The following is a 21,219-nucleotide window of genomic DNA, read 5'->3' on the forward strand; positions in this document are numbered from 1 at the left end:
TCTATTCAAAAGCTAAATCAATTATCCACAACCATAAAACGGCGATTTTCAGTAACGATTTGCAAAAAGATGGGTAAGCTAATTTTTTCTTCTTTTTGCAATTTACCATTAATATCATAAATTTTAGAACGACCAAAGGCATCTAAAACAACCGTTTTATCATCATAAAGTGCAGCTATAGTATTTTCACCACCAGCAACTAGCCATTGTCTAGGCTTTCGAGTAAATAGGTTTTTACCTTGACTGTATTGTTGAGGTGGCGTAGTAACATAAAATGCGTCTTGCATTAATGTAAGCATAATATCAGTTTGCGAAGTTGCTTCTGTTATTTGGGCTCTTCCTTTATTCGGCCATGATATAATCAATGGTACTTTTAATGATTCTCTCTTAAAGTCGCTACTTGTATTGCGTGATGCTACTTTTTTTAGCTCGTCAATTTTAATATCATTCGAACCAGTAATAACAATAATTGTATCATCATTGGCATTAGATAATTTTAAATAGGCAATTAATGATTCAATGTATTGATCTAGCCTTTTAGCTTCTGATTGAAGATCTGATATTGTAATTTTTTTATTTTTACTTCCCAATGAATATTGGATTATAGAAAACAGAGGTGCATGATTAGCAAGGCTATTTTGTTCTTCATGCCAAGCCCTCCAGTTTTCTGTTATTTGTTTATTAGATTGTTTTTTAGGTTGTGGTATTGAAAAATTAGATAACAAAGCTGAACGATATAAAGGCTCAGCAAAACCATCTTCCGAAAATAGACCTAAGTTGTAGTGCTGTTTAGTAACAACATCAAGCAATACAGACGGTTTATGTCCAACAAGGATACTATTATAGTAGTTAGGATCTAACCCATAAAACAATGAAAAGTCATTTAAATAGGACTGATTACTTGCACCATAATGATTAGTAAAGAAAATATTATCTTGAGAAAATTCATTTAACCACGGCATATGTTTAGTTAATAAATTAGTATTCCACCCTTCAATAACAATCATTAACACATTATTTTTCATCGGTTTTTGATCATAAACAACACTTCCCAACGGATACTCAATTGCCATCGCAAAAGGATTTCCTTCTTGAATAACACGGTCATGATAACCATTTTCCTTAATAAAACCATAACGTTCAAGAAAATGACGAGCAGTTAAAGGATAAGAAAGTGGTAGGCTTGAACGCTGCATAGTAATTGGTCGATAAAAATTAGCATCAGCCCAAATATGAATCAAATGTGAGGTAACGAAACAAAGAATAAAAAGAATTACTACGGGCTTTGCATAGTACTTACGTTTACTTAAGCTACGTAATTTTTTCCAGCTCCATACCGAAAATAAAATTTCAATCAACAAAATAAACGGAATAGCAATAAATACCGTACTTAAATAAGTGACTTTTTGCGATGAAAATAATTGCCAAATAGACAAATTAAGATGCATTCTAAAATGCGAAAAAACTTCAATATCAATAATTAGTAATGAAAGACCTACTGTTGCAAAAACCGTTGCTATAATCCTTTGCCATCGAGATGAATGAATGAAAAAACTTAATGGAAAAAGCAGAATCAAATAAGCAATAAAGGTCAAATAGCTGAAATGTCCGATTGCACTAATAATTGCATAAAATCGCCCCATAAAAGTACGAGGCCAATCTGCAATAAATAAATATTGACTACCTAGTAAAATTACAACAAAAATATTAAACAACGTAAACCAATGCCCCCAACTAACAATTTGTGAGGCACGATAGTCTTTGAAGTAAGTATTTTTGATTTTGAGCATATTAAGTCGTTGCTAATGGTGATTGTTAAGATAAATAAACAATAAATTATGTTTTAGTTTACCTTATTTTAAAAAATCTTTCTGTAAATTTTTTATTTGCTACCATAAAGATTTTGGTAATCTGTTGGCGATACATCGGATACTTGTTATAATTTCAAAATGAAATAAGTTAACAAAAAGATAAAAACTTTGGCAATTAAACAACTCAACGCAAAACTGATCCAGCCTGATTTATCCTATATTTCTGAACTTAGAAACAAAACTAATAATTCAATATCATTAGAATCAGAAAAATCAGAACATTTACTCATGTGGCAACCACGTTTGGCCTCTGCCTTAGCACTGTTATGCCCACCCAAAAGAGTATGTTATAGCCCCCGCTTTATGTTGCTTAAAGCTCCTGAAAGTGAGCTTTTTTTTGATTTACTAAGACAAGCCATTAAATCTGATTTATCTTCACCTTCATTAGGCTATAGTTATTTTTTTAGCGAAAGTAAAATTACGCTGACCAATGCAAAGAGCAAACAAGATAATTTTGCAGCCCAAGACAATTGTTTATTTGCATCATCTGTTGATAGTGAAAAACTATTTGGTTGTGTTAGACAACCTGAGAATAGCCCTATAAAATTACAAGCTGGACTTGTTCATCGTGCTAATGGCGGCATTCTAATTTTAGGCCTTCGCTCACTACTTAGCCAACCATTGTTATGGTCTAAACTAAAACAAATGGTAATAAAGCAAGAATTTGAATGGGTTTCAGCTGACGAATCTCATCCTTTACCTTTGTCTATTCCTCCTATGCCACTTGATTTACGAATCATTTTAGTTGGGGATAGATTAAGTTTAGCAGAATTACAAGATTTTGAACCTGAATTTTATTCAACTTCTATCTATACTGAATTTGAAAATGAATTACCAGTCAAATCATCCGAGCAAATAGAACACTGGATTAATTACTTAAAATTTATCGCTAATAAACAACAATTACCTAATATTGACACCTTAGCTTTAGCAAAAATTTACAAAGAGGCTACTCGCTATACTGGTGATCAACATTACCTCCCTCTTTCGGTAGATTGGATTAATTCGCTATTAGTTAATGCTACACACTTTATGCAAAATAGTGTAATCGATGAATCAGCCATCACTTCTGCTATAAAGCAAAAATCATGGCACGAAAATTATTTGCAAGAAAGGCTACATGAGGAGATATTTAGTAATCAAATAATGATTAATACGAAAGATCAAGTGGTTGGACAAATAAATGGTTTATCGGTAATTGAATATCCTGGACATCCAAAAACTATCGGCGAACCGACACGTTTAAGTTGCCTTATTCATTTTGGCGATGGTGAACTCATTGATATTGAACGCAAAACAGAATTAGCCGGTAATATTCATTCAAAAGGAATGATGATAATGCAAGCTTTTATCATGTCTGAGTTTGCATTTAATCACCAATTACCTTTTTCGGCTTCTTTAGTGTTTGAACAATCTTACAGTGAAATTGATGGTGATAGTGCTTCGCTTGCCGGACTTTGTGCAATCATTAGCGCTTTATCTCAGCAACCTATCGATCAGCAGTTGGCTGTAACCGGTTCAGTGGATCAATTTGGTCATGTTCAAGCAATTGGTGGCGTTAACGAAAAAATTGAAGGATTTTTTGCCGTTTGTCAGCATCAAGGCTTAACAGGTCAACAAGGAGTGATCATACCAGCTATCAATCAACGCCATCTAAGTTTAAGTGATGAAGTTATTGAAGCTATTGAACAAGAGAAGTTTTCAATATGGACAGTTGAACATATTGCCGATGCTCTTTATTTGCTGACAGGTATTCCGTATAAAGATAAAAGTAACATCAATCTTTACCAATTAATTCACGCACGTATGCATGCAGTATTACTACAAGACAAAAAACAAGATAGTTGGTTAAGTAGATGGCAAAAATATTGCAAAAAGTAACAATACCAAATAAACTTTGGTTCAAAATTTTATTAATTACGAAATAGAAAAAGAGAGTTAGCTAACTTTCAATTTTTCAAAACATGTTTTAATTTACATTAAATAAAAGGTTTTTTTATGACATTTGAACGTAAATCATCTTACGATAAAGCAGATCTGATTAAATCAGGCAATAATGAGTTATTTGGTCATGATGGACCACCATTACCATCTGATTTAATGTTAATGATGGATCGTATTATCGAAATGAATGAAAACGGTGGTAACTTTGGCAAAGGTTTTGTTGAAGCTGAACTTGATATTAATCCTGATTTATGGTTTTTTAAATGTCATTTTAAAAACGATCCGGTTATGCCTGGCTGCCTTGGACTTGATGCTATGTGGCAATTAGTTGGATTTTATTTAGGTTGGATTGGCGGTAAAGGGAAAGGGCGAGCTTTAGGTGTTGGTGAGGTAAAATTTACAGGGCAAGTACTACCAACTAATAAAAAAGTAACCTATAAAATCCATTTCAAACGTGTAATTAATCGAAAATTAATTATGGGTATCGGTGATGGTGAAGTTTTTGTTGATGGTAAGCTTATTTATCAAGCATCTGATTTAAAAGTAGGTCTATTCCAAGATACCAACGCTTTTTAATTAAAAGTCACTCTTTCTGTCAGCCTTATTAAATACAAGTAAGGTTGACATCATCTCTTTTTTATCAAATTCATATGTAGTTATAGCATAAACAATCATGTATAATGCTACAAATTTTTATACTTTTTTATTTATAATGAATCGTTTAAAACATTTATTGATTTGTATTATTTTATTTTTTTTATCAAACACGCTAGTTTATGCTGATTTCAATGGTAAAGTTGTCAAAGTAATTGATGGCGATACAGTCGATATCTTAACTGTCAAAAAACAAAAAATCCGTGTTCGTTTGCTTGATATCGATGCTCCTGAAAGTAAACAAGCCTATGGTAATGTATCACGGAAATATTTAGCTTCACTTATTGCTGGTAAAAATGTCTTTGTTAAAGAAAACAAAAAAGATATCTATAAAAGAACCTTAGGTACTATTTTTTTAAATAAAGTTAATATTAATGCCAAAATGGTCGAAAAAGGTTATGCTTGGGCATATCGTTATAAAGGGGTAGCTAATAACAAAATGATGGTAAAATTAGAGGCCAGAGCAAAACAGAACCAAATAGGACTATGGAAAGATAAACATCCAATAGCTCCTTGGGATTTTCGACATAATAACAAATAAAGCGCCTTATAAAATACCTATTTTTTAAGAGGAGTAGAGCTTCAACATGTCAATGCTAAGCAAGTCTACTTCTTGATTATCGGCTGGTAGTACAGAAATCTATTGTTTATTATATTCTAAGCTTTGTTTGATTATGTCAGTTGGTTATTTAATTGCTAAATCATCAGAGCTAGTTTTGAGTTAACTATCAATATAAAATTTTTACAAGCTTCAGACAAATCAGCCATAGCTACAGGAAAAATGCCTAAAAGTGCCATAAAAATACTAATTTTTACCTTTTTATATTTCATATTTATTGGTAATGTATAAAAAAAACAAATTAAATATTATAAAATAACTAGGATTTAATGAAAAATTTTAGGATGGAAATATATAAATCTTACCAGCAAATGCTGATAAGATAATAAAAAAAATTAGATCACACTAACATCTGTAGCTGAAGGACCTCGAGGGCTATCTTGAATAGAAAACTCTACTTGTTGACCTTCACCTAAAGTTTTGAATCCATCGCCAGAAATTGCAGAGAAATGTACAAATACATCTTTGCTACCATCAGCGGGAGAAATGAAACCAAAACCTTTACTTTCGTTAAACCATTTTACTTGGCCAGTTTTCTTAGACATAATAATCTTCCTATAAATAAATTAACTTTAGCCCCTAAAGGGCTTATTCAAAAACATAAAACCTAGATTACTTATTAACACTAAGAAGAATATACTAAAGAAAACTAATCTCTAAGACATAGTAAACTACAAACTACATATATCGAAATGTTACAAAATAAATCCGCATGTCGTATGCTTGTTTCTATTTACTCATAATTAGTTTACTAATGCAAGCAATCTTTTTAAAAGATTACTTATTATATCAGTAAAAATAATTCATAACGCTAATTTGAAGATATAACATTATGAATTTTATAATATTAATTTTTTGCCATTATTTGAGATTTTTTTATCGTTGCTTCCACTGCATCAATAACAGCCGATCTAAATCCTTTGGCTTCAAGTATTTGCACACCTTCAATGGTTGTACCTGCAGGTGAGCAGACCATATCTTTTAACTCCCCAGGATGTTTACCTGTTTCTAATAATAGTTTTGCCGATCCTAAAACTGCTTGGGCAGCAAACTTGTAAGCTTGTTTTCTTGATAATCCGCCTTTAACCGCGCCATCTGCTAGTGCTTCAATAAACATAAACACAAAAGCGGGGGAAGATCCACTTGCGCCAATAACTGCGTCAATTAAACCTTCAGGAACAACTTCAGTTTCACCAATACAATTTAACAATTGTTGAACAATAGACAATTCTTCATCGGTAATTTCGGTATTAGGGGTAATTGAACACATAGCAGCATTAACAAGGGCTGGTGTGTTTGGCATAACTCGTATAATTTTTTGCTCATAACCCACACATTTGGCAATTGTTTTAATAGTAACACCCGCTGCAATTGAAATTACAATGGTATTTTTCTTTAATTCTTTTTGAATATCAACAAGTACATCAACAAACACATTAGGCTTAACCGCAACAAAAACTATATCGGCTTCTCGAGCAACATCTCTTGCTGAATCGAGATTATTTACTGAATAAGTTTGATTAAGAACTTGACCTTTTTCCGGATGATGATCATAAACATAAATTTGTGTTCCCGGCACAATATTACTACCCAAAATACCTTGCAATATAGCATTCCCCATGTTACCTAAACCAATAAAACCAATTCGTTGTTCCATTTTCACCCTCTTTTACAAAAGATTATTTAAAAAGATTATAATTGATTTTATATATAAATCTCAAAATTTTATATTCTAAGAAATTATTTAATTACTTTTATAAAAAAATGCAGATTATATTAACAGTCCGGCATTACTTGCATACCATATTGCTGCCCATTTTGCATAAGGGAAAATATTTGCTTAATTTTACCTTCATTGATTAAATTGCTAACGGCAGATGTATTTATAAGCACTTCAAATAATGCTTTACGTCCATTTTCAATAGGTATTAATTTTTGATTTATAATAGCTTTTAAACTATTGGAAAGTTGCGAGCGAATAAAATCTCGAGAGCCGTATTCAAATACATCAATAATACGATTAATGGTCTGAATAGCAGAACTAGTATGTAAAGTAGCAAAAACTAAATGGCCTGTTTCAGCAGCCGTTAATGCGGCTTGGATTGAACGTTTATTGCGTAGTTCTCCTAGCAATAGGATATCAGGATCTTGTCTTAAAAGGCTATCGATAGCGCTTGTGAAATTTATCACTTCGCATTGCTGAATTAACGATTTATCATTTTGATAAATATACTCAATCGGATCTTCTAAGGTAATAATATGCTTAGCTACTGTTGAATTTATGTATTGAATTAATGACGCCAAAGTCGTTGTTTTACCACTTCCTGTTGCACCTGTGACAAGAATAATTCCCGACTCAATTACGGCTAGATCCTTAAAAATATTGGGGGCATTAATTTCCGAAAGAGTAGGTATCCGATGATTAATAATGCGAAACACAGCAGAAATGCCGCGCTGTTGATAAAAAATATTAACTCTAAATCGCCCTACTTCAACCAAATGATATGTAAGATCTATTTGTCCACTTTGTTTTAAGATATCAATTTGTGGTTGTTCCAATAAATTGAGTAATTTAATTTCAAGTTCTACCGGAGATAATTTGTCTTCAGACAAAAACTTTAATTGCCCATTAACTCGAATGCATGGTGCTTCACCACTTGAAAGGTGCAAATCAGATGCTTTTTGCGTTACACTAAGCGACAACATCGATTTTAACATTATATTTTACCTATTAGTTTATTAATTGGGAATTAACATGAATACAGTACGTGACAATTTACTTACTATAAAAAACACAATTCAAAAAATAGCCGAAAAATGCGAACGAGATCCCAATACAATCGAACTTATTGCGGTCAGTAAAACAAAACCAGTAACCCTAATCAAACAAGCGATAGATGCAGGTCAACTATCTTTTGGTGAAAACTATGTTCAAGAAGGCGTTGAAAAAATCCTGTATTTTAAACAAACACTTCCCAATACTTTATTAACTTGGCATTTTATTGGTCCATTACAATCGAACAAAAGCAAATTAGTCGCTGAACACTTTGATTGGATGCATACCATTGATCGATTTAAAATTGCTCAACGTTTAAATGCTCAGCGCCCAGCTAATATGGAAAACTTAAATGTACTTATTCAAGTTAATATTAGTAAAGAAGCCAGCAAGTCGGGGGTTGATCCTGAACAAGTTTCTGATTTAGCAAAACAAATTATAACACTACCCAATTTAAATTTACGTGGATTAATGGCGATCCCTGAAATTGAAAATGATTTTGACAAACAATTAAACGTCTTTAACAAAATGCATGAGCTTTTGCGTTCTTTACAAACTGATTATCCATTTATGGATACATTATCCATGGGCATGAGTGGCGACATGCAAGCTGCTATTGTTGCTGGTAGCACTATGGTTCGAATAGGTACAGCGATCTTTGGAACAAGACAGTATTTGTGATATATTGCCCGAATAGTTTATTTTAAGGAGTCTTAAATGACATCGCTTTATTTTCTAGGTAATACCATCTTAACGGTATGTCTCTATGTTTTAATTTTGCGTTTATGGATGCAGCGTGTGCGTGTAAATTTCTATAACCCATTTACCCAATTTATCGTACGAATAACTCAACCTGTTATCGGTCCACTACGCAAAGTCATTCCTTCTATTAAGCAAATCGATACCGCTACATGGGTTCTTTTATACTTTGTTGCCGTCATCAAAATTCTTTTTATTTCCAACTATGGAATGATTAGTGAATCAATTTGGGCTAGTAAATACCTACTTTATGCTGTTGCTGCCATAGCTCATGCATTTGGGCATTTATTATTCTGGTTATTACTATTTCGAGCAATTCTAAGTTGGGTTAGCCGTGGACAATCAAATACAGATGAATTACTTACCCAGTTAACTGAGCCACTTATAGCACCAATTCGCCGTATTGTGCCACCGCTTGGAATGATTGATATCTCATTTATGATTTTTGTATTTATTTTAATGTTTTTAAATATGCTTGCTGTTGATGTATTTGGATATTTATGGCTGATACTTTAAACTCAAATCAAAAGGGAGCAGTAGCTCCCTATTTTAAATAATATGGTCTTCCCAACAAATCACATCTTTTTCATAAACAATCCGATTTTTAACTGATATCTTCAGCTTATGCATAAGCTTTTTATTACCCGTAATAATCGGATGCCAATGTGGCAATTGCCCTGTTTCAGAAAAATAACGATAGGTACAGGTTAAAGGTAACCATTCAATGGTAAGGAGGTTATCACGAGTTAACTTGATACAATCGGGTTCATAATCAAAACGTCTATTATAATGTTTACATTGACAAGTATTGGAATCAAGCAAATTACAAGCAACATTAGTATATAAGATCTCGTCTGTATCTTCGTCCATCAATTTATTTAAGCAACATTGACCACAACCATCACAGAGCTGTTCCCATTCTTCATCGCTCATCTGAGCTAATGTCTTAGATTCCCAAAATGGCTCAATCATACTTTGAAATCATCTTCTTTTAGCATTTGTAAGAAAAATCCATCAGTTTTAATTTTTTCTTCTATTTCAGTGGCGGTACCAACTACAAATTTTCGTTTACCGTCAAGTAATACTTTCATGACAAAAACAGGAGAACCAAAAATAGACATTACTTTTTCAGGAATCGTTGAAAAATCATTTTCATGTTCCATATATAGATAGCTGTTCTCTTTTTTGGTACTTCGGTAAATATAACACCACATCATAGAATAAAACCTTTACTCATTAATACTATTTATTAAGACAATTTTGTAAATAAACACCTGCGCCAAACAAGCCTGGATCTTCATGTGTTATTACATAAACAGGAATTTTTTTGACTAAATAGGACATACGCCCTTTATGTTCAAAAGCATCTCTAAATGGAGATGTTTTAAAAAATTCGATAAAACGCGGCACAATACCACCAGCAATATAAACACCACCTTGTGTATTAAGTGTTAATGCCAAATTACCTCCAAAACGCCCCATAAAAGTACAAAAATAGGTTAAAGTTTGTAAGCAAAGTGGACAACTTTTAGATAGAGCTTTCTCAACAATAATGTCGGGTGTAATCTCTATTACTGGTTGATTATTAATTTGTAACAACGCTTGATAAATATTAACAATACCATTGCCTGATAAAAACCGCTCAGTAGAAACACGCCCAAATTTTTTGCGAAGTTGCATTAAAATACGGTCTTCATCATCACTTATCATTGGAAGCTCTGTATGCCCCCCTTCTCCTGACAAACTAATCCAGCGTCCATTAACTTTAATTAAATGCGACACTCCAAGCCCTGTACCTGCACCATAAATTGCAATTGGATAATCTAAATCAGGTTCATCGCCACCAATCTGAACAAGATCTTGTTTAGATAATTTAGGGATTGAAGTCGATACTGCTGTAAAATCATTAATTACTTCTAGTTTTTCAAGATTAAGTTCCTTAACTAATTTAGCTCGTGAAAACGACAAATCATTGTTTGTCATGCTAATTATATCTTCATCATTAATCGGACAGGCAATTGCAATACAAGCCATTTTTATAGTAACTGATTGAGCTTGTAAGTAATTCTTAATTAATTTTAGTAATACATCATCCTTTGCAATAAGAACTTTAGTTATTGCTGATAACTCATTTGTAGCCAAATTATAAAGCGCAAATCGAGCATTAGTTCCACCAATATCGGTGACAAGTGCATATTGATTCATGTTACTTCCTTTATGATAAATTAATTCTTTTTAGTTAAAATAATAAGTTTTGCCCATCAATCGATGAAAGTATATTGCTGATATTAATAATTATTTATATTAAATTATCCTAAGCAGTTAGTACGATAAGAATTTCATCTAATATATTAAAAAACTATCGAATAAAAACTCAATTTAAATCAATAAATCTACAACCACTTTTTAAGTTTAAAATAAATATAAGGAGCAACGCCTGCTAGCAACATTAATAGTAATGAAAACGGATAACCATATTCCCATTTTAATTCTGGCATGAATTCAAAATTCATACCATAAGCTGAAGCAACTACCGTTGGGGGTAAAAACACAACAGATACAACCGAGAAAATTTTGATAATTCGACTCTGTTCAATATTGATAAAACTGGTTGCAGCTTGCATTAAAAAGTTTACTTTTTGGAATAATGACTCATTATGAGGAACAAGCGATTCAATATCGCGAATAACTTCACGAGCTTGCTCTAGCTGATCTACTGGCATTTTTGCTCGGCGAACTAAATAATTAACCGCTCGTTGGCTATCCATCAAACAAAGACGAACTTTCCACGCGGTATCTTCAAGTTCAGCCAATGAGGTAATAGCTTCATCATAATGCTCTTGAGCAGAACGATCCATAATAATTAAACTTAATTCTTCGAGTTCACTGTAGATATTTTCAATTTGATCTGCTAACTGCTCAACTTTAACTTCAAATAAATCAAGTAAAACTTCATAAGGATTTCCATCGTTCATGCCTTGATAGCGCGATCGCATGCGATACAAACGAAATGCTGGTAAATCTCGCTCACGTAGAGTGAACAAACGACCATTATGCACTGTAAAAGCTACCGTTGAGTTGCCAGCACGATCTTCAGCATCTTCATAAAAAAAGAAAGAGTGGACGTGTAAACCTTCGTTATCTTCAAAAAAACGAGCTGACGCTTCAATATCGTCAAGTTCAATACTAGTTGCTAAGTTTTGTCCTAAATGTGTTAAAACAAAATCTCGATCAGCTTCTTCTGGCTCAATTAAATCAATCCAAGTTGCATTATTTATATCGCCTTCATTAATTTTTACTAATTGTTTGTTTTTCAATCCAAACGCATTAATCATAAGGCCTCCTATAGGAAAAATCTTTTAGAACATCACATTAACAAATGTTTGGCATTATACTCGCTATAGCAACAAATTCCTATGTTTAAACCTATCTTTCTATATCATTTATAAAATGAACGCAAAATTCCATTATTGAATTAAATTCGCTGATATTACTGCAGTCTCATGTTACAATACGCAACTTAAATGCTTAGTGTAATTTTTAGGAGTCAATAATGGCCAGTAGAGGAATAAATAAAGTCATTTTAGTTGGTAATTTAGGTCAAGATCCCGAAGTTCGTTACATGCCTAATGGTAATGCTGTTGCAAATATTAGCATTGCAACATCGGAAACATGGAAGGATAAACAAACTAATGAAAATCGTGAGCGAACTGAATGGCATCGCGTTGTTGTATTTGGTAAATTAGCTGAAATTGCGGGCGAATATTTAAAAAAAGGCTCACAAGTTTACCTCGAAGGACAATTACAAACTCGAAAATGGCAGGACCAATCAGGACAAGATCGTTACACGACAGAAGTTGTAATAAACCCTATTGGCGGTACTTTGCAAATTCTAGGAACACGCAATAGTGGTGAAAATATGGGCGATGGATCACAAAATTGGGGACAAAGTGCTAATAATTCTTCATCAGCACCAATGGCTCAGTCTCGTCCTACAACACAAAATGCGCCAGCACAGCCTGCAGCAACCCCAGAACCGCCGATGGATTTTGATGATGATATTCCATTCTGATTAGAAGTCCTATTTGATTAAATGAAAGGAGTAATATTATACTCCTTTCAAACTTTAATTTGATATCACATTTTATCTACTAATTTATAAGAATTATTCAGATTTAGTATTATTTTTACTAATATTAGACCTATAATTATCAGCGTAGAACCTGCAATTTTTTCAAACATGGTAATAAAATCCGATACCCAATTACAACCACCTCCATATATCATTTTTTGATTATTTCAATTATACTTAGCTACAAATTTTGTTGGATTTAAAATAAATCTATGTTGGAACTTATACAAACTGTCGGCTTTGGTTTAATTTTATTTATTCCTTTAACGAATCCTTTAACCACTGTGGTACTGTTATTGGGTCTATCTGGGGATATGACCAATGAAGAACGGAATTACCAATCAAAATTGACCTGTATTTATGTGTTTATAATTATGGTTGTCTCGTTTTATTGTGGGCAACTAGTGATGAGCACATTTGGCATATCGATTCCCGGATTACGTATTGCTGGTGGCATGATTGTTGGCGTTATTGGCTTTAGAATGTTATTTCCACAGCAACCATCACACAAAACTCTTGAAGCAGATGCAAAAAAGAAAGAGATCTCAAATAATATCGCTTTTGTTCCTCTCGCCATGCCAAGTACAGCAGGACCCGGAACGATTGCAATGATAATAAGTATGTCATCAACAGTAAAAAGTGGTGGCTATAACGTTTCAACTTGGGTTGTTTATACCGCTTCGATATTAGTGCCTTTATTATTATGTATTATTCTTTGGTTTTGTATGCGCAGTGCTGGCAGTATAATGCGCTTTATGGGAAAAAGTGGCATTGAAGCCACTTCAAGAATTATGGGCTTTTTATTAGTTTGTGTTGGAACACAATTTATAATTAATGGTGTGAAAGAAATTATATTAAATTTCCCTAATATCTAATATAAAAACATAAACTCAATAAAGCTAAAGCATTGGTATATTTTTAATCATTTCCACTCGCATTAAATAATCGTAGAGTGGAACGAGTTGTTTAAATCCTTTAATTAATTTTTTGGGTAAGTCACTATTTAACACGTCTTCAATATGATTACTTGTTACCATAACTGCGAGATTTTTTCGGTTATACCATGTTGCAATTTTAGCATCCTGCTCTTTGATTAAAGGACGTTTATAGCTTTCACCAACAAGTTCAAATGGTTTTTTGACACAACGTGTCATGGTCAAAAACTTCTTAGTATCGTTAATAATCTCATCTCGAAAAATATCCATCGTCTGTTTTGACGAACAATAATAGCCAAGTCCATATTGATAACTACTAGGGCTAATTTCAAAAAAATAAGCAGGCGCTTCTTTCCAATCTTTATTTGGTCGTTTAAATGTCAACCATAGTCGGCTACGATAAAGTGATTTATCATTTGAAAAACGAGTATCTCGATGTATACGTGAAATCGTTTTACCAATAGCAGGACGAGTTTCAAACCACTCATCAATTTTGAGCATCTCTGGTGTTAATTGTTCAACCAAAAGCCTAAACGGTTTAACTAAATCGTTATCATAAATAGCACGATGCTCTTCAAACCACGGTTTGCTGTTTTTAATCCAAGCGTCTTGTAAAAAATTAAGCCCTTCTTGCGTAAACCCAGTAAAGTTTGCCATTGCTTACTCCTTAAATAACGCTCTTACTTTTTCTAAATCTTCTAATGTATCAACACCAATTGCAGGAGGTTGTTTTGCCACAGCAACATGAATCTTTTCACCGTACCAAAGTACTCTTAATTGTTCTAACATCTCAATTTGCTCAAGCGTTGATGGTGCCCATTTAATATATTGACGAATAAAGCCAGCACGATAAGCATAAATACCAATATGACGAAGATAAAAATCACCAATGCTAGACGGTTTTAACTGTTCAGCTGATTTCGCAAAACGATCGCGTTCCCAAGGAATGGTAGCCCTTGAAAAATAAAGCGCATAACCATCTTTATCTGTCACAACTTTAACAGCACCCGTATTAAATGCTTCTTCAACAGAATCAATTGGCACAGCTAACGTTGCCATTCCCGTTTTATATTGCACTAAATTTTCAGCCACTTGGTTAATAATGATAGGCGGTATTAAAGGTTCATCGCCTTGTACATTAACAATAATCTCATCATCTGCAAATTGATAAGTATTAATCACCTCTGCTAACCTTTCAGTACCTGAATTATGCTTATCACTTGTCAGAATAACTTCTCCACCATACGTTTTGACTACATCAAAAACTTGCTGATGATCGGTTGCAATGATCACTCGATTAGCTGAGGATTTTTTTGCTTGCTCCATTACACGCACAATCATTGGTTTACCATGAATATCCGCTAGTGGCTTACCTGGTAAACGGCTCGAAGCATACCTAGCGGGAATAATAACCGAAAAGTTCATAATTAAGACCTTATTATTTATTCTTTAATACATTCAGATTGGTTAAGTGGTTTAGCTTCACATTCTAGCAACACCGGAATATTATCTTTAACTGTATAAACTAAATTATCTGCATGACAAATTAACTGCTGATTAGTAGTATTATATTGCAATTGGCCATGGCATTTAGGACAAGCAAGTGCGTTTAATAGGATATCTTTCATTTTTTCTTCTCTTGGGATTTTGTCTCAGCTAGTAATAAACAGATTTGATCAATAACTTGCACAGGTATTACTGCATCGATGGGCAGATACCACCAATTTTGTTGAGCAAATTGTCTACATTTAACTGCATCTTTCTCAGTCATTAAAAGTGTTTGTTTATTACGTGCAACATTGTTTAACAACGGTAAAGTAAATTTTTGATGATCGGCAAAAGAAACGGTTTCAACCACATCCGCTTGCATTTTACCTAACATATTAAAAAAACGTTTTGGATTACTAATACCAGCAATAGCACATATATTTGACAACGAAGATAACGCTCTTTTTTCTTGAGTAAGTAAATTCACTGCATACAAGGGCATTAATTGCATAGTAAAGGTTTTATTAGGATACTGCTGCGCTAAATTATTTACACTATCACCATTGATGACGATAAGATCAACCGATTTTAACCGACTTTCACGCTCTCGCATTGGCCCTGCCGGCATCCACCATCCATTACCAAATAGTCGCTTTCCATCAATCACCACCACTTCAATATCACGCGCTAAAGCATAATGTTGTAAACCATCATCAGTCAAAATAACATCTAACTGGTACTGCTTTAATAACGCTTGAACAGCCTCAGAGCGATAAGGTGAGACAGCAATAGGTACACTAGTACGTTGATAAATAAGCACAGGTTCATCACCTGCTTGTTCGGTTGTGGTTGTATTATCTAAAATAAGCGGATAGTTATCAGCCTTGCCTCCATATCCTCGTGAAACGACTCCAACCTGTAATCCTTTTTGTTTTAACGATTCAATTAAACTAATAACTAGTGGCGTTTTACCGTTACCGCCAACAGATAAGTTGCCAATAACAATAACAGGTACAGGAGATCGCCAAGATTTTAAAATACCAACTTGATATAAAAAGCGACGGAAAATAGCAATTAAACCATATAATAAGGAAAATGGTATGAATAACCAAAATAAACGATTTTTACCATACCACAGTTTTTCAATCATAACTTTAACATCACTCAATTACATTTAGTAAAATTGTTTTATATCTCAATATAACAATTATTATAGTTGCCTATAGCAAACGATAGCCTATTTTACTCATAATTTGGTAAACTACCAAACCAATCATGATACCATCTAGGTTTAATTTCACCTCGCATAGTTTTTAGCTTCCATGTTTGTTTATCAAAAAAAAGACTTATTTGACCTGTTCTAGCAGTAACATAATAGTCTAATTGTAAATCTTTATACTTTGCCATTACCTTATTGGAGGGGAGTTTCCAAGGATTATAACGAGATGTAGACACCAATGACTTTACTGGTTTAACATGATTTAAAAATGTATAACTTGACGATGTACTACTACCATGATGGGGGATTTGTAAAATAGTGGATGTTAGCTGATTTCGATATTTAGTAACTAACTGATATTCCTGATTACGTTCTAGATCCCCAGTTAACAATACAGAAAAATGTCCATCGGTAACTTGTACCACACAGGAATCCTTATTTTGAGCATCGCTAACCAGCTGATTAGGCCACAGCACATTAAACGTCAGATCATTCCAAATAACACTATTACCCGCTAAGCATTGATAATCATTATTAAAATCAGAAGACGAACTCATTAACCATGCTTTAGGGTAAATAAGTTGAAGTAATTTCAAACCGCCAACATGATCATTATGTTGATGACTAATAATAATACCTTGTACATTCAAATTATGCCATTGTAGAAAAGGAATAATAACCCTTTCCATAGCGGAACTTTTTTCCCACTTAGCCCCTGTATCATACAAAATTGCAGACTTACCATCATGGATAACGATAGCTAATCCATGACCTACATCTAACATGTCTAACCGCCAACGATAGTGTTGCTGTTTAAAAAAAGGGGTAACCAGTATCATCAAAATTACGAGCAAAGTAATGCTAAAGCGTTGCCAAACTCCTGTACGGATTATCACTACAGTTAACCAACCTAAAAAACCTAATAAATAAAAATCTGAAGGAATGTTAATCCATAATTGATTAAGCCAATTTAAACTCAAAAATAGCCATTCTAGAGATTTATCAGCAATTAGCCAAAACCATAAGGCAATAGAAAAACAATCAAAAATACTAAATATTAACGCCAATAAAATGGTAGGAAATGTAACTAATGAAATAACAGGAATTGCAATTAAATTTGTTAAAATCGAAACTCCACTAACACCTTGAAAAACAAAAAACTGAATAGGAAGCAGCAATAAGGTTAACCCACACTGCAAATACAATATCCTAATTATATACCAACGTTTTTTATGCCTTACTGCTTTGGAAAGCGGCACCCAATCATGCAAAAAAATTAAAGTTATTACTGCATAGCAAGATAACCAAAAACTTTCAGATAAAATCATCAATGGATCAAATAATAATAACAACGCAATGATCCGATTGATTTTTTGCCATGAACTTATTTTATATTTTTTATAACGAAAATAGATCCAAATTGACAAAGCAACCATAGCTCGCAAAGTAGGCGGATTAAAACCTGTTAACCATGCATAAAAAAATGCACATAACCACCCTATTATAATTGGTACAAAAAAATAGATAAAACGCTTTGGAATAAAAAACAGTATAGCTTTAGCCAAAAAGCAACTAAGCCCATAAACAACTAAAATATGCATACCAGATATAGCCATTAAATGAGCAATACCTGTTTGCATCATTACCATACGATGCTCGTCACCTAATTGAGAACGATCACCAAAAGCAAGGGCTAGCAAAATACCTTTATAACTAAATAAATCGATATAAGGTAGAGCCAAATTAGTAATATATTGTCTTAAGTCAGATTTATTATTTAACAACTTGGCATCAACCAATTTAGCCGATAATAAACTACGGTTTGCTATCGAAAAGCGTTGGCTATCAAATCCTCCATCATTTAAATACCCATGTACAATTTTTGTTTTTAGTGTCAATTGCCAAATTTCCCCAGATTTAGGGGGATCTAACCTATCCCAGTAAACCGAAATCGGAATATCCTTTGCAAGCGTAACATCTGAAATGGAAAAAATAGAAAATGGCATGTAATAAGGTTCGTTGGCCGTTGCTGCCTGATGAGTATTGATATTAACTACTTTGGCGTGAACAACTAGCGTTTTATCAATATAGGGAGAAATGTTGGATAAATATTGCTTAGAATAAGCAGTTGACCACAAAAAACCTAAACTAAATACAACAAAAACAGATAAATACCAACGAAAGTTAACAGGAACGATTAACACAACTAAAAACAAGATAAAAGCAAGTAAATACCAATATAGATCAGACAATAAATGTGGCAAAAATAGTAATGGTAAACAACCTAATGAAAACATTATAGCCATTAAATCCAAAGAACAAATTTTCTGCACTAATACTTACCATCTTTATATTAAACAATATAAGCCTATCACTTGATATCATAAAAAAATAATTGATGTTGAATTTTTCGATCTTTGTTCCATTTTAATTATTAATCTTAATGAAATTTACTGAAATTATTCGGAATATTGCATATTTAAAAAGAGGGAGTTAACGACTTAAATCAACATAACGTTGACTGGTTTTTCCTTAATGATAAATGGTAAAGATTGTTTAAATAAGTAAGTACGACTAAATGATAGAAATTAAACTAGCTAAAACAAAAAAGCCTTTGATCTAACTCAAAGGCTTCTATCTAGGTGTAAAATTTAAAGATTATGCGTTTGCAGCATTATTTACTCTTTCACGTAATTCTTTACCTGGTTTGAAGTGAGGTATATATTTATGTTTCACTTCAACATTACCACCAGTTCTTGGATTCCTTGCTTTACGTGGAGCTCGATAGTTCAAACTAAAACTACCGAAACCTCGAATTTCCACACGATCGTTACTTTCCATAGCTAAAGCGATCTGTTCAATGATATCTCTAACTGAATCATCAACTAGTTGAACAGGGAGGTGTGTTCGCCAGTTAACAATTCGTTCTACTAAATCTGATCTGTTCATGATCACTCCTAATTTATTTATGTGGCATGTAACTATTTCATTCTATCCCATAAAAGAAAAAGAGGGCAAGCCCTCTTTACTCTTTACATAAATATTTTTTACTCAGTTTTTGATGCAGCTTTGAATGCTTCTGCCATTGCATTAGTAAATGATGCATCTTCTTGAGTTGCTGTGTTGTTTACTGCTGCGAGAGCTTCTTTTTCATCAGCTTCATCTTTCGCTCGTACTGATAACGAAATTGCACGAGTTTTACGATCGATGTTAACAATTTTAGCTTCAACTTCATCACCAACTTTTAATGCAGTTGTTGCATCTTCAATACGCTCACGAGCGATATCTTGTGCTTTTAAGTAGCCTTCAATACCTTCAGCGATTTCGATGGTTGCACCTTTAGCGTCAACTGCACTTACTGTACCTTTAACTATTGTGCCTTTTTTATAGTTAGAAGCAAAGCTACTAAATGGATCATCTTCTAATTGTTTAATACCTAGAGAGATACGTTCACGTTCTGCATCAACTTGTAAAACAACAGCTTCGATATCATCACCTTTCTTATAAGCTTTAACAGCTTCTTCGCCAGGCATATTCCAAGAAATGTCTGAAAGATGAACTAAACCGTCGATACCACCATCTAAACCGATAAAGATACCAAAATCAGTGATTGATTTGATCTTACCACTAACTTTATCACCTTTATTGTGTGTTTCAGCAAATTGTAACCATGGGTTTGGTTTACATTGTTTAAGGCCAAGAGAAATACGACGACGTTCTTCGTCAATTTCAAGCACAACAACTTCAACAACATCACCTAAGCTAACAACTTTAGATGGATGAATATTTTTGTTTGTCCAGTCCATTTCAGAAACATGAACTAAACCTTCAACACCTGTTTCAATTTCAACAAAACAACCGTAGTCAGTTAAGTTAGTTACTTTACCTGTTACTTTAGTACCTTCTGGATAACGTTTAGCGATTGAAACCCATGGATCTTCACCTAATTGTTTTAAGCCAAGTGATACACGTGAACGATCTTTATCAAATTTAAGTACTTTAACAAGTAATTCTTGACCAACTTCAACCACTTCACTTGGGTGTTTAACACGTTTCCAAGCCATGTCAGTAATGTGAAGTAAACCATCAACCCCACCAAGATCAACGAATGCACCGTAATCGGTAAGATTTTTGATGATACCTTTAACTTCAGAACCTTCTTGTAGATTTTCAAGAAGTTGTTCTCTTTCTGCACTATTTTCAGATTCAATAACTGCACGACGTGAAACAACAACGTTGTTGCGTTTTTGATCTAATTTAATAACTTTTAATTCGATTTCTCTATTTTCAATATGAGAAGTATCGCGTAATGGACGAACATCAACAAGTGAACCAGGAAGGAACGCACGAACGCCATTAAGATCAACCGTAAAGCCACCTTTAACTTTACCATTGATAACACCTAAAACTGTTGCAGCATCTTCAACTGCTTTTTCTAGTGTAAGCCATGCTTCATGACGCTTAGCTTTTTCACGAGATAAGATAGTTTCACCAAAACCATCTTCGATTGAGTCAAGCACAACATCAACAACGTCGCCGACTTGAACTTCTAATTCGCCTTGGGCATTTTTAAACTGCTCTACTGGAATCGCTGATTCAGATTTTAAACCAGCGTCAACTAAAACAACATCTTTGTCGATTGCAACGACAGTACCATGGATCATATTACCAGAACGAGTGTCTAGTTGATTGATAGACTCTTCAAAGAGTTGAGCAAAAGATTCAGTCATATTTATATACTTAAGTTAATTTTAACGTCCACATTACATCCTGTCTTGTGGGGTTGTTTATAATACTCCATACATCCTTATAATGGAGCTAT

Annotated in this window: 22 protein-coding genes; 7 read left to right on the top strand and 15 right to left on the bottom strand. The window is 33.4% G+C overall.

The genetic code is table 11. The annotated features are described in order from the left end of the window. Positions 1-17: 17 nt before the first annotated feature. A complete protein-coding gene (locus ACGH49_RS04795; RefSeq protein ID WP_411588428.1) occupies positions 18-1,790 on the bottom strand; it encodes a DUF3413 domain-containing protein in 1,773 nt (590 codons plus the stop codon). A 189-nt stretch (positions 1,791-1,979) separates the two neighbouring features. On the opposite strand from ACGH49_RS04795, the gene ACGH49_RS04800 reads away from it, so the two are divergent. The 3 genes from ACGH49_RS04800 (at position 1,980) to ACGH49_RS04810 (ending at position 5,010) form a co-directional block, all read left to right on the top strand. Then, positions 1,980-3,752, top strand: a complete 1,773-nt coding sequence (locus ACGH49_RS04800) for an AAA family ATPase (protein WP_411588429.1) — start codon at positions 1,980-1,982, stop codon at positions 3,750-3,752. Positions 3,753-3,869: 117 nt separating this feature from the next. Beyond that, complete coding sequence (fabA, locus tag ACGH49_RS04805) at positions 3,870-4,391, top strand: bifunctional 3-hydroxydecanoyl-ACP dehydratase/trans-2-decenoyl-ACP isomerase (RefSeq protein WP_034909831.1); 522 nt, start codon at positions 3,870-3,872, stop codon at positions 4,389-4,391. A gap of 97 nt (positions 4,392-4,488) precedes the next feature. After that, on the top strand, positions 4,489-5,010 hold the full coding sequence (locus tag ACGH49_RS04810) for a thermonuclease family protein (protein ID WP_411588430.1): 522 nt from the start codon (positions 4,489-4,491) through the stop codon (positions 5,008-5,010). Between the two features lie 413 nt (positions 5,011-5,423). Here ACGH49_RS04810 and ACGH49_RS04815 read toward each other — a convergent pair whose 3' ends face one another. The 3 genes from ACGH49_RS04815 to ACGH49_RS04825 all read right to left on the bottom strand — a co-directional run bounded on the left by ACGH49_RS04815 (position 5,424) and on the right by ACGH49_RS04825 (position 7,806). Then, positions 5,424-5,633 carry a cold shock domain-containing protein gene (locus tag ACGH49_RS04815; RefSeq protein ID WP_065560231.1) on the bottom strand — a complete coding sequence of 70 codons (210 nt, stop codon included), beginning with the start codon at positions 5,631-5,633 and terminating at the stop codon, positions 5,424-5,426. Positions 5,634-5,935: 302 nt separating this feature from the next. Beyond that, positions 5,936-6,745 (bottom strand): pyrroline-5-carboxylate reductase, encoded by an 810-nt coding sequence (gene proC / locus ACGH49_RS04820; protein ID WP_065608590.1) that lies wholly within the window; start codon positions 6,743-6,745, stop codon positions 5,936-5,938. A gap of 119 nt (positions 6,746-6,864) precedes the next feature. Continuing rightward, entirely contained in the window at positions 6,865-7,806 is a 942-nt protein-coding gene (locus ACGH49_RS04825; RefSeq protein ID WP_065608588.1) for a type IV pilus twitching motility protein PilT, read from the bottom strand. Positions 7,807-7,843: 37 nt separating this feature from the next. Here ACGH49_RS04825 and ACGH49_RS04830 point away from each other — a divergent pair, with 37 nt between their 5' ends. Together ACGH49_RS04830 and ACGH49_RS04835 are read left to right on the top strand one after the other, a co-directional pair. Beyond that, positions 7,844-8,545, top strand: coding sequence for a YggS family pyridoxal phosphate-dependent enzyme (locus ACGH49_RS04830; RefSeq protein ID WP_411588432.1), 702 nt, complete (start codon positions 7,844-7,846; stop codon positions 8,543-8,545). A 36-nt stretch (positions 8,546-8,581) separates the two neighbouring features. Beyond that, entirely contained in the window at positions 8,582-9,139 is a 558-nt protein-coding gene (locus tag ACGH49_RS04835; RefSeq protein WP_411588433.1) for a YggT family protein, read from the top strand. Between the two features lie 33 nt (positions 9,140-9,172). Here the strand turns inward: ACGH49_RS04835 and ACGH49_RS04840 are convergent, their stop codons facing one another. The 4 genes from ACGH49_RS04840 to corA all read right to left on the bottom strand — a co-directional run bounded on the left by ACGH49_RS04840 (position 9,173) and on the right by corA (position 11,958). After that, the gene (locus ACGH49_RS04840) at positions 9,173-9,595 is read right to left on the bottom strand and encodes a YcgN family cysteine cluster protein (protein WP_411588434.1); all 423 of its coding nucleotides are present in this window, start codon (positions 9,593-9,595) and stop codon (positions 9,173-9,175) included. Further along, on the bottom strand, positions 9,592-9,840 hold the full coding sequence (locus tag ACGH49_RS04845) for a YcgL domain-containing protein (RefSeq protein ID WP_411588435.1): 249 nt from the start codon (positions 9,838-9,840) through the stop codon (positions 9,592-9,594). The genes ACGH49_RS04840 and ACGH49_RS04845 overlap by 4 nt, the downstream gene beginning before the upstream one ends. A gap of 25 nt (positions 9,841-9,865) precedes the next feature. Further along, positions 9,866-10,828, bottom strand: a complete 963-nt coding sequence (locus tag ACGH49_RS04850) for a glucokinase (protein WP_411588436.1) — start codon at positions 10,826-10,828, stop codon at positions 9,866-9,868. Positions 10,829-11,016: 188 nt separating this feature from the next. Continuing rightward, positions 11,017-11,958: a magnesium/cobalt transporter CorA gene (gene corA / locus ACGH49_RS04855; RefSeq protein WP_034912903.1), complete on the bottom strand. Its 942-nt coding sequence runs from the start codon at positions 11,956-11,958 to the stop codon at positions 11,017-11,019. A 218-nt stretch (positions 11,959-12,176) separates the two neighbouring features. On the opposite strand from corA, the gene ACGH49_RS04860 reads away from it, so the two are divergent. After that, complete coding sequence (locus tag ACGH49_RS04860) at positions 12,177-12,695, top strand: single-stranded DNA-binding protein (protein ID WP_411588437.1); 519 nt, start codon at positions 12,177-12,179, stop codon at positions 12,693-12,695. A 272-nt stretch (positions 12,696-12,967) separates the two neighbouring features. Continuing rightward, positions 12,968-13,630, top strand: a complete 663-nt coding sequence (locus ACGH49_RS04865) for a MarC family NAAT transporter (protein ID WP_411588438.1) — start codon at positions 12,968-12,970, stop codon at positions 13,628-13,630. Positions 13,631-13,654: 24 nt separating this feature from the next. On the opposite strand, the gene ACGH49_RS04870 is transcribed toward ACGH49_RS04865, so the two are convergent. From ACGH49_RS04870 to rpsA, 7 genes are all read right to left on the bottom strand, one after another. After that, positions 13,655-14,347, bottom strand: a complete 693-nt coding sequence (locus ACGH49_RS04870) for a DUF2461 domain-containing protein (protein WP_297224068.1) — start codon at positions 14,345-14,347, stop codon at positions 13,655-13,657. A gap of 3 nt (positions 14,348-14,350) precedes the next feature. After that, on the bottom strand, positions 14,351-15,115 hold the full coding sequence (gene kdsB / locus ACGH49_RS04875) for a 3-deoxy-manno-octulosonate cytidylyltransferase (RefSeq protein WP_297224069.1): 765 nt from the start codon (positions 15,113-15,115) through the stop codon (positions 14,351-14,353). Between the two features lie 17 nt (positions 15,116-15,132). Continuing rightward, complete coding sequence (locus tag ACGH49_RS04880; RefSeq protein ID WP_411588439.1) at positions 15,133-15,318, bottom strand: Trm112 family protein; 186 nt, start codon at positions 15,316-15,318, stop codon at positions 15,133-15,135. Further along, complete coding sequence (gene lpxK, locus ACGH49_RS04885; RefSeq protein ID WP_411588440.1) at positions 15,315-16,328, bottom strand: tetraacyldisaccharide 4'-kinase; 1,014 nt, start codon at positions 16,326-16,328, stop codon at positions 15,315-15,317. The genes ACGH49_RS04880 and lpxK overlap by 4 nt, the downstream gene beginning before the upstream one ends. Before the next feature lie 92 nt (positions 16,329-16,420). After that, a complete protein-coding gene (locus ACGH49_RS04890; protein ID WP_411588441.1) occupies positions 16,421-18,703 on the bottom strand; it encodes a DNA internalization-related competence protein ComEC/Rec2 in 2,283 nt (760 codons plus the stop codon). A 352-nt stretch (positions 18,704-19,055) separates the two neighbouring features. Next, positions 19,056-19,346: an integration host factor subunit beta gene (gene ihfB / locus ACGH49_RS04895; protein ID WP_034912930.1), complete on the bottom strand. Its 291-nt coding sequence runs from the start codon at positions 19,344-19,346 to the stop codon at positions 19,056-19,058. Between the two features lie 98 nt (positions 19,347-19,444). Continuing rightward, positions 19,445-21,127: a 30S ribosomal protein S1 gene (rpsA, locus tag ACGH49_RS04900; RefSeq protein WP_411588442.1), complete on the bottom strand. Its 1,683-nt coding sequence runs from the start codon at positions 21,125-21,127 to the stop codon at positions 19,445-19,447. Between the last annotated feature and the right edge of the window lie 92 nt (positions 21,128-21,219).

The sequence above is a fragment of the Gilliamella sp. BG7 genome (assembly GCF_046635565.1).
Lineage (GTDB): Bacteria > Pseudomonadota > Gammaproteobacteria > Enterobacterales > Orbaceae > Gilliamella > Gilliamella apicola_P.